12 protein-coding genes are annotated in these 12579 nt (G+C 74.4%); 5 read left to right on the top strand and 7 right to left on the bottom strand.

The window, feature by feature from the left end; all coding sequences use genetic code 11:
* Positions 1–42: 42 nt before the first annotated feature.
* On the bottom strand, positions 43–195 hold the full coding sequence (locus ACWDVG_RS22750; protein WP_086024648.1) for a hypothetical protein: 153 nt from the start codon (positions 193–195) through the stop codon (positions 43–45).
* A 222-nt stretch (positions 196–417) separates the two neighbouring features.
* Between ACWDVG_RS22750 and ACWDVG_RS22745 the strand changes: the two genes are divergently transcribed.
* The gene (locus ACWDVG_RS22745; protein ID WP_451701194.1) at positions 418–1350 is read left to right on the top strand and encodes an NYN domain-containing protein; all 933 of its coding nucleotides are present in this window, start codon (positions 418–420) and stop codon (positions 1348–1350) included.
* Positions 1351–1404: 54 nt separating this feature from the next.
* Here the strand turns inward: ACWDVG_RS22745 and ACWDVG_RS22740 are convergent, their stop codons facing one another.
* The gene (locus tag ACWDVG_RS22740) at positions 1405–2298 is read right to left on the bottom strand and encodes an alpha/beta hydrolase (protein ID WP_451701191.1); all 894 of its coding nucleotides are present in this window, start codon (positions 2296–2298) and stop codon (positions 1405–1407) included.
* A gap of 115 nt (positions 2299–2413) precedes the next feature.
* On the bottom strand, positions 2414–4786 hold the full coding sequence (locus tag ACWDVG_RS22735; protein WP_451701190.1) for a DEAD/DEAH box helicase: 2373 nt from the start codon (positions 4784–4786) through the stop codon (positions 2414–2416).
* Positions 4787–5272: 486 nt separating this feature from the next.
* Between ACWDVG_RS22735 and ACWDVG_RS22730 the strand changes: the two genes are divergently transcribed.
* Positions 5273–5995, top strand: coding sequence for a ferritin-like fold-containing protein (locus ACWDVG_RS22730; RefSeq protein WP_451701187.1), 723 nt, complete (start codon positions 5273–5275; stop codon positions 5993–5995).
* Positions 5996–6062: 67 nt separating this feature from the next.
* On the opposite strand, the gene ACWDVG_RS22725 is transcribed toward ACWDVG_RS22730, so the two are convergent.
* The 4 genes from ACWDVG_RS22725 to ACWDVG_RS22710 all read right to left on the bottom strand — a co-directional run bounded on the left by ACWDVG_RS22725 (position 6063) and on the right by ACWDVG_RS22710 (position 7983).
* Positions 6063–6335 carry a hypothetical protein gene (locus ACWDVG_RS22725; RefSeq protein WP_451701186.1) on the bottom strand — a complete coding sequence of 91 codons (273 nt, stop codon included), beginning with the start codon at positions 6333–6335 and terminating at the stop codon, positions 6063–6065.
* A gap of 240 nt (positions 6336–6575) precedes the next feature.
* Complete coding sequence (locus ACWDVG_RS22720) at positions 6576–6803, bottom strand: DUF3107 domain-containing protein (RefSeq protein ID WP_015036001.1); 228 nt, start codon at positions 6801–6803, stop codon at positions 6576–6578.
* Positions 6804–6949: 146 nt separating this feature from the next.
* Positions 6950–7609: a TetR/AcrR family transcriptional regulator gene (locus ACWDVG_RS22715; RefSeq protein ID WP_451701185.1), complete on the bottom strand. Its 660-nt coding sequence runs from the start codon at positions 7607–7609 to the stop codon at positions 6950–6952.
* A 158-nt stretch (positions 7610–7767) separates the two neighbouring features.
* Entirely contained in the window at positions 7768–7983 is a 216-nt protein-coding gene (locus ACWDVG_RS22710; protein ID WP_451701184.1) for a hypothetical protein, read from the bottom strand.
* A gap of 141 nt (positions 7984–8124) precedes the next feature.
* Here ACWDVG_RS22710 and ACWDVG_RS22705 point away from each other — a divergent pair, with 141 nt between their 5' ends.
* From ACWDVG_RS22705 to ACWDVG_RS22695, 3 genes are all read left to right on the top strand, one after another.
* Positions 8125–9093 carry an alpha/beta fold hydrolase gene (locus tag ACWDVG_RS22705; RefSeq protein WP_451701183.1) on the top strand — a complete coding sequence of 323 codons (969 nt, stop codon included), beginning with the start codon at positions 8125–8127 and terminating at the stop codon, positions 9091–9093.
* Between the two features lie 8 nt (positions 9094–9101).
* Positions 9102–10406 (top strand): DUF3152 domain-containing protein, encoded by a 1305-nt coding sequence (locus tag ACWDVG_RS22700; RefSeq protein WP_451701182.1) that lies wholly within the window; start codon positions 9102–9104, stop codon positions 10404–10406.
* A 283-nt stretch (positions 10407–10689) separates the two neighbouring features.
* A complete protein-coding gene (locus ACWDVG_RS22695) occupies positions 10690–12327 on the top strand; it encodes a glycosyltransferase (protein ID WP_451701299.1) in 1638 nt (545 codons plus the stop codon).
* The last annotated feature ends 252 nt before the right edge of the window (positions 12328–12579 follow it).

The following is a 12579-nucleotide window of genomic DNA, read 5'->3' as shown; positions in this document are numbered from 1 at the left end:
GAGTCCACGCGGGGGCGCGGTGTGTCTGGTGGACCGTGACCGTTACGAGGCCGAGGTCTCTGCGGGGCGGATCCAGATGCGCTGGCCGATCGAGGCGGCCTGCTGCACGATCCGGTTGACGGAGGCGGCGTCCACGACGGTCCGGTCGACGGGCGTGCCGTCGATGTCGTCGAGTCGCAGGATTTCGAAGCGCATGGGCTTCTCCCTTCGTCTGAGGTGTTCCTCCTGGTGGAGAACTGCGGTACGTACGGGTACAACGGTATGGCGTCTGCAAACATTCCGTACGCTAAAGAAAATTTTCGGCTGTCTAAATACTGGCGGGTAAGGGGCCGGTTACCGACCGGGCACGGCGGGTGTGAGGACCGCACCCCGACGGGTGTGGCGACAGCACCCGGCGCGGCGGACAATGAGCCGCGTATGAACGACGCAGAGACCACCCAGGTGCCCGACCCGACCACCGCCCGCCTCCGCGAGCTCGACGCCCGCCTGGAGCGCACCAACGAGCTCCTCCAGCGGATGCTGGCCGAGGTCGCCAAGACCCCTTCCACCCACGCCATCTTCGTCGACGCAGGTTACGTCCATGCTGCGGCCGGGTTGCTGGTGACGGGAACCGAGGACCGCCGCTCCTTCGACCTCGACGCCGAGGGGCTCATCGACGCCTTCATCGACAAGGCCCGGACGATCTTCGCCGACAGCCGGCTGCTCCGCGTCTACTGGTACGACGGTGCCCGCCGCCGCATCCACACCCCGGAGCAGCAGGCCATCGCCGAACTGCCCGACGTGAAGGTCCGCCTCGGGAACCTCAACGCCAACAACCAGCAGAAGGGCGTCGACTCCCTCATCAGGACCGACCTGGAGTCCCTCGCCCGCCACCGCGCCATCAGCGACGCCGCCCTCGTCGGCGGCGACGAGGACCTCGTCTCGGCCGTCGAGGCCGCCCAGGGCTACGGCGCCCGCGTCCACCTCTGGGGCATCGAGGCCGCCGAGGGCCGCAACCAGGCCGAGGCGCTGCTCTGGGAGGTCGACAGCCAGCGCACCTTCGACCTCGACTTCTGCCGGCCGTACGTCACGCGCCGCCCCGTCACCACGTACGAGAACGAGAGCGAGCCGCCGCCCTCACGCGAGGAGGTCCGGTTCGTGGGTGCGCAGATCGCCGCCACCTGGCTCGGCGAACGCGGCCGCGACCAGCTCGCCGAGCTCCTGCCCGGCGCCCCCTACCTGCCGGGCCCCGTCGACCAGGACCTCCTCGTGGAGGCGGAGCGGCTCCTCAGCCGCTCCCTGCGCGGCCACGCCGCCCTGCGGCGCTCTCTGCGGGACGGCTTCTGGCAGCACCTCAGGGCGCAGTACTGACGTTCTCCCGGACGGACCGTTCTCCCGGACCGTCGTTCTACCGGGGGCAGCGGCTCAGAGCGCGGTGCCGACGGGAGCGGGCGCGTCGACCCGCGCCCAGAAGGCGGCGAGCCGCGCGGCCAGCTCCTCCGGGTGCGACACGTTGGGGGAGTGGCCGGCGCCCACCAGCACCGTGTGGTGCGCGCCCGTGGCCTCCGCCGCGGCCGCCAGCTCCGCCGTCGGCCAGACCGTCTCGTCGGAGCCGTACGCGAGGTGCAGCGGCAGCCGGGGGGCCAGCGTCCGCAGTTCGGCGGTGCCGTCCGGCGCGCTCAGGAGCAGCCGCCCCGCCCCCGTGAGCTGGGCGATCCGCGTCCGCATCCAGCGCTGCCGCAGGAAGCCCGCGATCTCCGGGCCCTCGGGCGCGCCCGGCTCCTCGCCCCGGCTGTCCAGCCGGCGCACCGCCCGCCACACCCGCTCCTTCGGCAGCAGCGCGAGGGCGGCGCGCAGCGCCCGTACCCGCGTCCGCTGCGGGGGCGCGACCCGGCCGGGGCCCGAGGAGAGCAGCGTCAGCGACCGGAACGCGCCGGGCGCGAGGACCGCCGCGGCGCGGGCGACCAGGCCGCCGAAGGAGTGGCCGAGCAGATGGACCGGCCCGTCGCCGAGCGCGGCGGCCTGGGCCACCGCGTCGAGTGCGAGGGCCTTGCGCCGGTAGGCGGCCCGGCCCCGGGGCCCGGGCGTCTCGTGCTGGCCGCGGCCGTCCACGGCGACCGCGCGGTAGCCGGCCTCGCTCAGCGGCCCGAGGAGCCCGAGGAAGTCCTCCTTGCTGCCGGTGTACCCCGGCAGCAGCAGGACCGTCCCGCGCCGCTCGGCCGCCGGAGCCGTGTCGAGCACGGCGAAGTCGCCGCGCGCGGTGACGAGCCGGCGGGCACGGGTGCGGGGCGGCAGCGCGAGGGAACGGGGCTTGCTCATATCTGGACTGTAGCGGTGGCGGGGGAGCGGGGCCCGGGGACGGCGGCCGGGAAACGACCGTGCGGCCCGGCCCCGGGAATCCCGGGGCCGGGCCGCACGTCGAGCGCCTGGAAGGTCAGCTCTCGGGCTGGGCCGCGGCCGCCTTCTTCGTGGTCCGGCGGCGCGGGGCCTTCGGGGCCTCCTCGGCCGCGGGGGCCTCGGTCACCTCGGCGGCGGCCGCCTTCTTCGTCGTACGACGACGGGTCGCCGTCTTCGGCTCGGAAGCGTCGGGCGCCTCGGCGGCGACGGCCTTCTTGGTCGCCCGGCGGCGCGGGGCCTTCGGGGCTTCCTCGGCGACGGGGGCCTCGGTGACCTCGGCGACCGGCTCGGCGACGGCCTTCTTCGTCGTACGCCGACGGGGGGCCTTCGGGGCTTCCTCGGCGACGGGGACCTCGGTGGCCTCGGCGACCGGCTCGGCGACGGCCTTCTTCGTCGTGCGGCGGCGCGGGGCCTTGGGGGCTTCCTCGGCCGCGGGGGCCTCGGTGACCTCGGCGACCGGCTCGGCGACGGCCTTCCTGGTCGTACGGCGACGGGGTGCGGGCACCTCGGCGACGGGGGCCTCGGTGACGACGGCCGCCTCGGCCACCGGCTGCTCGGCGACCGGCTCGGCGACGGCCTTCTTGGCCGACCGGCGACGCGGCGCCTTCTTCGGCTCCTCGGCCACCGGAGCGGCTTCGGCGACGGGGGCGGGCGCCGCAACGGCCTCGGCGCGCAGCGCGGCGGCGGCCGTCTCGACCGTCTGGAAGGAGACGGTGTCCTCGGCCGGGCGCACCACACGGGCGCGGCGACGGCGCGGGGCCGGGGTCTCGGCGACGGGCGCGGCGGCGACCGGCTCGGCCGGGGCCTTGCGGGCCGTCCGGGCGCGGGGCGCGGCCTTGGGCTCCGCGGTCTTCACAGCCTTCGGCTCCGCGGCCTTCGGGGCCTCGGTCACGGCGGCGACGGGCGCCGGGGCCTCGACGACCGGTGCCTCGACGGCCTGCGCGGTCGCGGGCGCGTTCACGGCCGGGATGCCGGCGCCGCCCGTACGGGTACGGCGACGGCGGCGCGGGGTGCGCGGACCGGCGGTCGCGGCCTCCTCGGCGGCGGGAGCGGCGGTCACCGCTGCCGCGGGCGTCTCGACGCCCTCGACGGTGCCGCCGCCGCGCGTACGGCGACGCTGACGCGGGGTCCGCGTACGGGCCGGGCGCTCCTCGGTCTTCGCCTCGCGGCCGTCACGACCGTCACGACCGTCCCGGCCACCGCGGCCACGGCGACCGCCGGGCTCGCCCAGGTCCTCCAGCTCCTCCGCGGCCAGACCGGCACGGGTCCGCTCGGCGCGGGGCAGGATGCCCTTGGTGCCCTCGGGGATGTCCAGCTCGGCGTAGAGGTGCGGGGAGGTCGAGTACGTCTCGACCGGGTCGTTGAAGTCCAGCTCCAGCGCCTTGTTGATCAGCTGCCAGCGCGGGATGTCGTCCCAGTCGACCAGCGTGATCGCCGTACCGCTGGCGCCCGCGCGGCCGGTGCGGCCGATGCGGTGCAGGTACGTCTTCTCGTCCTCGGGCGTCTGGTAGTTGATGACGTGGGTGACGCCCTCGACGTCGATGCCGCGCGCGGCGACGTCGGTGGCGACGAGCACGTCGACCTTGCCGTTGCGGAAGGCGCGCAGCGCCTGCTCGCGGGCGCCCTGGCCGAGGTCGCCGTGGACGGCGCCCGAGGCGAAGCCGCGCCGCTCCAGCTGCTCGGCGATGTCGGCCGCCGTGCGCTTCGTACGGCAGAAGATCATCGCGAGTCCGCGGCCGTTGGCCTGGAGGATCCGGGAGACCATCTCCGGCTTGTCCATCGAGTGCGCGCGGTAAACGTGCTGCTTGATGTTGGCGACGGTCGCGCCCTCGCCGTCGGGCGAGGTCGCGCGGATGTGCGTCGGCTGCGTCATGTAGCGACGGGCCAGGCCGATGACCGCGCCCGGCATGGTCGCCGAGAACAGCATGGTCTGGCGCTTCGCCGGAAGCATGTTGATGATCTTCTCGACGTCGGGCAGGAAGCCCAGGTCGAGCATCTCGTCGGCCTCGTCGAGGACCAGGGTCTTGATGTGCGACAGGTCCAGCTTGCGCTGACCCGCCAGGTCGAGCAGGCGGCCCGGGGTGCCGACGACGACGTCGACGCCCTTCTGGAGCGCCTCGACCTGCGGCTCGTACGCCCGGCCGCCGTAGATGGCGAGCACGCGGACGTTGCGGACCTTGCCGGCGGTCAGCAGGTCGTTGGTGACCTGCTGGCACAGCTCGCGGGTGGGAACGACGATCAGGGCCTGCGGGGCGTCGGTCAGCTGCTCGGGCTTGGCGCGCCCGGCCTCGACGTCCAGGGGGACGGTGACGCGCTCCAGGATGGGGAGGCCGAAACCGAGGGTCTTGCCCGTGCCGGTCTTGGCCTGGCCGATGACGTCGGTGCCGGTGAGGGCGACCGGAAGGGTCATCTCCTGGATGGGGAAGGGGTTGACGATGCCGACGGCCTCAAGGGCCTCGGCCGTCTCGGGAAGGATTCCGAGCTCTCGGAAAGTCGTAGTCAGGGTGCTGCCTCTTCTGTGAGACGCGGCGTGAGGCGAACGAAGGGGGTCGTACCGTGCCGGGACACTTCGGAGGGGATCCGGAAGATCTCCGCCGGGTGGCACGGGACCACTGCCGTCGCTCGAGCGTCGTACCGCTGAGGGTGACCCTTCCGCGGGTCCGCCGGAAGGGCTGTCGGGCCGGAGCCGATCGGGCCACCGACCGGGCATCCTCATTCATGAGTCGGCCCACCGTGTACGTCCGAACGTGCGAAAGCATGTCCGCATACTCAGCAGGCGCTTTATCACTGTACCCCGGATTCGCGCATGTGTGTTGGGAGAAAACGGGATGAGGGCACGGTCACAGTGACTGACCAGGACCTTCGGGCAGCCCCCGGGCGGGCTATTGTGCGCTGCATGGAGACGCCTGACAACGCCACACCCACCGGGATCGCCGCCAAGGACTGGGCCACGGCATCCGCCGAGCCGCAGTACCGCGCCGCCGTGATCGACCTCCTCGGCGCCCTCGCCTACGGAGAGCTGGCGGCCTTCGAGCGGCTCGCCGAGGACGCCAAGCTGGCGCCGACCCTCGCGGACAAGGCGGAGCTGGCGAAGATGGCCTCCGCCGAGTTCCACCACTTCGAGCAGCTCCGCGACCGGCTCGCCGCCGTCGACGCCGAGCCCACCACCGCGATGGAGCCCTTCGCCAGGGCGCTCGACGACTTCCACCGCCAGACCGCTCCGTCGGACTGGCTGGAGGGCCTGGTCAAGGCCTACGTCGGCGACTCGATCGCCAGCGACTTCTACCGGGAGGTCGCGGTCCGGCTGGACTCCGACACCCGCGCGCTGGTGCTGTCCGTGCTCGACGACACCGGCCACGGCAACTTCGCCGTGGAGAAGGTCCGCGCGGCGATCGACGCCGACCCGCGCGTCGGCGGCCGGCTCGCGCTCTGGGCGCGCCGGCTGATGGGCGAGGCGCTCTCGCAGGCCCAGCGCGTGGTCGCCGAGCGCGACGCGCTGTCGACGATGCTGGTCGGCGGGGTGGCGGACGGCTTCGACCTCGCGGAGGTCGGCCGGATGTTCTCCCGCATCACCGAGGCGCACACCAAGCGGATGGCCGCCCTGGGCCTCGCCGCCTGAGTCGTTTCTTCCGGGTCTCTCGGGGCGGGCCGGGTTGCCGGTCGTACGGGAGGGGTGGGGGCGCGGGTCACGCCGCGGCTGATCGGCGCAGTCGGCGGCGCGAGGCGGGGCGGACCAGCAGCGAGAGCAGCACCGCGGCGACGGCGACGCCACCGACGACGGTGGCGACGAAGTGACCGGGCCCCAGGGCCCCGTGGGTCACCAGGGCGCCGAAGACCCCGCCGAGCGCGCCCGCGACGAGGACGGTCCCCCGGACGGGGAGGCGGTCGGGCAGGCGGTGCGAGGCCGCCCAGGCCAGGGCGAGGCCGAGCAACGCGGAACCGAGGGCTTCCAGGAACACGGTGGATCACCTCGCGTGTGGTGCGGGGCGGGTGGTGCGGTCACCGGCAGTCCTACCCGTCGCTTCCGGAGGGCAATCCTCCCGTACCCCCTGACGTGGTCGAACGCGGCATACGGAGGACACGGGGGACAGAGGGGACGGCGGCGGACAGCCCGGACACGCCGTCGCGGGACGCGCGGGATGAGACGGAAGGCCCGGTGGACACGGAGTCCACCGGGCCTTTCCGTACGGATCGGGTCCTCAGAGCGCGCCGAAGCCCACCCGGCGCACGGCGGGCTCGCCGAGTTCCACGTACGCGATCTTCTCGGCCGGGATCAGGACCTTGCGGCCCTTCTCGTCCGAAAGGCTGAGCAGCTGCGCCTTGCCGGCCAGCGCGTCGGCCACCGCGCGCTCGACCTCCTCGGCGGACTGCCCGCTCTCCAGAACGATCTCCCGGGGTGCGTGCTGCACGCCGATCTTGACCTCCACGGCTATGTCCCTCCGAACGGTCAGCGTTGCGCGATCAGTCGCGCCCTACGCTGCACACATTAGCCCGGTGAGGGGACGGGAACGGCTCAGCCGCCGCACGCCAGGAGCGAACAGCCCGCCCAGGACCGCCGGCCGGCCCGCGTCGCTCAGTGGCCCTCGGCGCTCAGCTGGCCGTCCGCCGGGTGCAGCGGGAAGCCGGCGATGCCGCGCCAGGCGAGCGAGGTCAGCAGGCCGACGGCCTTGTCGCGGGGGATCGGCGACTCGCTCGACAGCCAGTAGCGGGCGACGACCTGCGAGACGCCGCCGAGGCCCACGGCGAGCAGCATCGACTCGTCCTTGGACAGGCCGGTGTCCTCGGCGATGACGTCCGAGATGGCCTCGGCGCACTGGAGGCTGACCCGGTCCACGCGCTCCCGGACGGCCGGCTCGTTGGTCAGGTCGGACTCGAAGACGAGCCGGAAGGCGCCGCCCTCGTCCTCCACGTACGCGAAGTAGGCGTCCATGGTGGCCGCGACGCGCAGCTTGTTGTCCGTGGTGGAGGCCAGAGCGGTGCGCACCGCCTGGAGGAGGGCCTCGCAGTGCTGGTCGAGCAGGGCCAGGTACAGCTCCAGCTTCCCGGGGAAGTGCTGGTAGAGGACCGGCTTGCTGACGCCCGCGCGCTCGGCGATGTCGTCCATCGCGGCGGAGTGGTACCCCTGGGCGACGAAGACCTCCTGGGCCGCGCCGAGGAGCTGGTTCCGTCGGGCACGTCGCGGCAGGCGCGTGCCCCGAGGGCGTGCTGCCTCTGTCTGCTCGATGGCGCTCACGCGGCCTCCAAAAATTCGATCCATGCGCGCTGTAGCGACGCGCCGCCATCGTACTTTTGGGTAACCCGGCTGTGCGCGGTGCGAACGCAGAATTTCACGGACCGGACGCCCTGGTCGACAGTCGATTCAAGATTAAACCGAACAAGGCCGACCCCGGGTCAGCGGTAGTCGTCCTCGTCGAGGGCGACCACCCGGGCCTGCTCCGTGGCGTCCGCCTCGTTCGCCGCGTCCTGCTCGACGTGGGTGAGCGGCTCGTCCTCCAGCGGCTGGACCTCGGTGTGCTGTTCCGCGGCGTCCGCCTCGGGGATCTCCTGATCGAGCACGGCTTCCTCTTCCTGGGTGAACGAGTCCGGCTCGGTCGGATCGACCGTCATGCGACTCCTTCCGGCGCGGGGCTTGGGGGGCCGCTGCCACGGCCTCCTCTTCGAGCCTAGGAGCACACGCGCCCCGCCGCACACGCACCTGTGACCGCACCCACACGCGCCGCCGCGTGATCGTCTCGTAATATTGCGGCCATGTCCTCGACCGAGCTGCCGGAAACCCGGACCGCCGACGCGGCACCGCAGGCGCAGCGGACCCGCGCCGTACGGGTCGCCGACGGCGAAGAGCTCCGCTCCGTCACGCTCCCCGGGCTCACCCTCACGGTCCGCGCCCGGCCCGGCACCCGACCCGGGCTGCCCCCCGCCCTGTACGTCCACGGCCTCGGCGGTTCCTCGCAGAACTGGTCGGCCCTGATGCCGCTGCTCGCGGACGTGGTCGACGGCGAGGCCGTCGACCTGCCCGGCTTCGGCGCCTCCCCGCCGCCCGAGGACGCCAACTACTCGGTCACCGGCCACGCCCGCGCCGTGATCCGCCTCCTCGACGCCGGAGGACGCGGCCCCGTCCACCTCTTCGGCAACTCGCTGGGCGGCGCCGTCGCCACCCGGGTCGCCGCCGTCCGGCCCGACCTGGTCCGCACGCTCACCCTGATCTCGCCGGCCCTGCCCGAGCTGCGCGCCCAGCGCACCGCCTGGCCGACCGCGCTGCTCGCCCTGCCGGGGATCGCCCCGCTCTTCTCGAAGCTCACCAAGGACTGGACGGCCGAACAGCGCGTGCGCGGCGTTCTCGCCCTCTGTTACGGGGACCCCGGCCAGGTCACGGACGAGGGCCTGCGGCACGCCGTCGAGGAGATGGAGCGCCGCCTGGAGCTTCCCCACTTCTGGGACGCCATGGCCCGCTCCTCGCGCGGCATCGTCGACGCCTACACGCTCGGCGGCCAGCACGGACTGTGGCGGCAGGCGGAGCGGGTGCTCGCCCCGACGCTGCTCGTGTACGGCGCGCGCGACCGGCTCGTCTCGTACCGGATGGCCCGGAAGGCGGCCGTCGCCTTCCGCGGCTCGCGCCTCCTCACCCTGCCGGACGCGGGGCACGTGGCGATGATGGAGTACCCGGAGACGGTCGCACAGGCCGCCCGGGAACTGATCGCCGAAGACGGCGGGAGCTGATCCGGGGCGTGGGACGACACAGCCGCAAGGGCCCCGTGCCCTCGCCCTCGGACACCGGGCGGACGCCCGTCGTGGAGACGGGCACCGGGACGGGCCGACGGAGGAAGACCCCGGGCGGCGGCCCGCCCCTCGGCACCCCGCCGCACGGCACACCCGCGTACGGAACCCCGGCGGACGGCACGCCCCGCTACGGGACCCCGGCGTACGGGTCCCCGGCTCAGGGCACGCCCGCGCACGGGACTCCCGCTCACGGGACCCCGTCGTTCGGGACCCCGGCTCATGGGGCTCCCACTCATGGGACCCCCGCTCACGGCGCCCCCGTACGGGGCGGGCATCCGCAGCACGACGAGGGCGGTGCGCCGCCGCCCCGGCTGCGCACCGGCCCCCGCACCGGCCCGCGTACCGCCCCCGAGCCCGAACCCGAGGCGCCCTTCATCCCCGGTCCCCGGCGCGAGGAGCCGCCCGTCGAGGCGGAGGCGCCGCGCGCCGGGAAGGGCCGCAACCGCGCCCTGACCGGAATCGCGGCAGCCGCGGTGGTCACCGTCCTCGCGGTCGTCGTCGCCGGCCAGGTCGCCGACCGGGCCCGGACGCCCGTCACCGCGCGGGCCGTCGAGGCGCCCGCGGACCGGGCCCCCGACCACACCTCCGCCTCCCGCTCCGACGAGCGGGCCGCGCCGCCGACCTCGGCGCCCCTCACGAGACCGCCGGCGCCCACGTACGAGCAGCTGATGACCCGGCAGTACCCGATCGACCCCGAGCTGAAGGGCTCCGGGGAGTTCGAGGCCGTGCCGGGCGTGCAGAAGGCCCCCGGCAAGGGGCGCCTGGTCCGCTACCGCGTCGACGTCGAGAAGGGGATCGGGCTCGACCCCGGCCTCTTCGCCGACGCCGTCCACAAGACCCTGAACGACGCCCGGAGTTGGGCCGGCCGGGGTGCGATGACCTTCGAGCGGATCTCCACCGGGGAGCCCGAGTTCGTGATCAGCCTCGCCAGCCCCGGCACCACGGCCGCCTGGTGCGCGAAGTCCGGGCTCGACACGACCGTCGACAACGTCTCCTGCGACTCGGCCTCCACGCAGCGCGTGATGATCAACGCCTTCCGCTGGGCCCAGGGTGCGGAGACGTTCGGCCCGAAGGCCATGTACGCCTACCGCCAGATGCTCATCAACCACGAGGTGGGCCACCGGCTCGGCCACGGTCACGTGTCCTGCCGCACGCCGGGCGCCCTCGCCCCCGTGATGCAGCAGCAGACGAAGTCCCTGGAGATCGACGGAATCAAGTGCCGCCCCAACCCCTGGGTCTATCCCGGGAGTTGATGCGCCCCTCGGGCTCTCGCGACGCGATTCCGCTGCCGCCCGGCGCGGCGGGCGGGCCCGCCGGGAACTGGCCGTCGCCTGACCCTCCGTGACGTTGCGGGTGCGTACCGCGACAGAACGCGACCGGTCCGCGAAAGTCACGCGCATTCACCCCTTCCGGTGGTGCGACGGACAACCGTCCGTCGTGCCACCGGTTTCTCCGCTTACGTTCTTCCCGCTGCGGGTCAGCCGCGCCCCACCCGGCCAGCGGGGGGCGCCGACGAGGGAGATCGGGGGTGTGCTCGTGCGGATCGGACTGCTCACGGAGGGTGGCGCGCCGTACGCCGCCGGTGACGCCGGACGCTGGTGCGAGCGCCTCGTCCGCGGCCTCGGACACCACCAGTTCGACCTCTACTCCCTCGGCACCGCCCCGCAGGCGCCCCTCCCGCCGAACACCCGGGTCGTACGCGCCGCGCCGCCCGGCTCGCCCGCCACCGCGAACCTCCTCGAACGGGCCGCCTTCGGCGCCGACCGCCACTTCCGCCGCTCCTACGGCCGTCGGGACCGCCGCCGCTTCGCCGAGGCCTTCGCGGTCCTCGCCGCAAGCCTCTGCACCGAGGCCGACGAGGGCCAGGACCTCTTCGCCACCGGGCTGCACGCCCTCGCCGACCTCGCCCACGACCGCGGCGGCCTCCCCGGCGCCCTCCGCTCCGACGACGCCGTCCGCCTCCTCGAATCCGCCGGGCGCGCCCGGGGCGCACGCCGGGGCGCCGCCGCGGCGGGCCTCCCCGACCACCTCGCCTTCGCCGAGCAACTGGAGCGCACCCTCCGGCCCCTCTCCCTCGACTGGTACGGCGAGGACGCCCTCGGCGCCGCCGACCTCTGCCACGCCGCGGCGGGAGGCGGCGTGGCCCTCCCCGGCCTCGTGGCCAAACGCTTCTTCGGCACCCCGCTGCTCGTCACCGAGTACGGCGTCCAGCTCCGCGCCCACTACCTCGCACCCGACGGCGCCGACCGCTCGGCCCCCCTGCGCACCCTCCTCGCCGCACTCCACGGCCGCCTCACCACCGAGATCTACCGCCAGGCCGCGCTCCTGACCCCCGGCAACGCCCACACCCGCCGCTGGCAGGAGAAGTGCGGCGCCGACCGGGCCCGCATCCGCACCGTCCACCCGGGCATGCCCGCCGAGCGCTTCGCCGAGGTCGGCGAGGACGAGGAGAGCGGCGACCCCACCACGCTGGTCTGGGTCGGCCGCGTCGAACCCGCCAAGGACCTCGTCGCCCTGCTCCACGCCTTCGCCGAGATCCGTTCCCGCCGGCCCGACGCCCGGCTCCGGATCGTCGCCGCACCCCTCCGGGAGCCGGACGCCGACGCGTACCTCCTGCACTGCCGACAACTCGCCGCCCAGCTCTTCCCCGACGAGGCCCCCGGCGCTCACGCCGTCGGCGAGAACCCCGTCTCCTTCGAGGAGCTCGGCGGGCCCGAGGCGCCCACCCTGGAGGACGTCTACGCCTCCGGCGCGGTCGTCGTCCTCTCCAGCGTCGTCGAGGGCTTCCCCACCGGCCTCGTCGAGGCCATGTTCTGCGCCCGCGCCACCGTCTCCACCGACGTCGGCGCCGTCGTCGAGGTCATCGGCGGCACCGGACTCGTCGTCCCCCCGCGCAATCCGCGCGCCCTCGCCGACGCCTGCCTGGCCCTGCTCCGTGACCCGCCGCGCCGCCACCGCCTGGGCGCGGCGGCCCGCGCCCGCGCCCTCGAACTCTTCACCGTCGACCAGAACCTCGCCGCCTTCCGCGGCATCTACCTCGAACTCCTCTCCCACGCGCCCGTGCGCCACCGCGCCGGAACCGACGTGCCCTTCGGCCACCCGGCCGAGGCCCACGTCCCCGGCAGCTGGGCGGCGAACACCGTGACCGCGGGCTCAGGAGCCCCCGATGCCTGAAGGAGGCACCCCGATGCGCGGCCCCGCCGCCCCCACGAGCCCCGGTGCCTGGGACGCCCGGTCCGAGGCTCTCCTCGGCGCTCCCGCCCTGACCCCGCCGGGCCCCGGGGCGCCGCACGGCGACCCGGACGCGCCACCCCCCGGGATAGCCCCGGCGCGCCGCCGCCCTCACCGTCCCCGGCGACCTGGCCGCGCCCCCGCCCCGCACCCGCGCCGACCGCCTCGCCGCGCTCGACGCGGACGCCTGGGGGA

It is taken from the genome of Streptomyces sp. NPDC003327 (genome assembly GCF_053589515.1).
The sequence above is the reverse complement of the archived record's forward strand: the minus strand, read 5'-3'. Positions and strand labels throughout refer to the sequence as shown.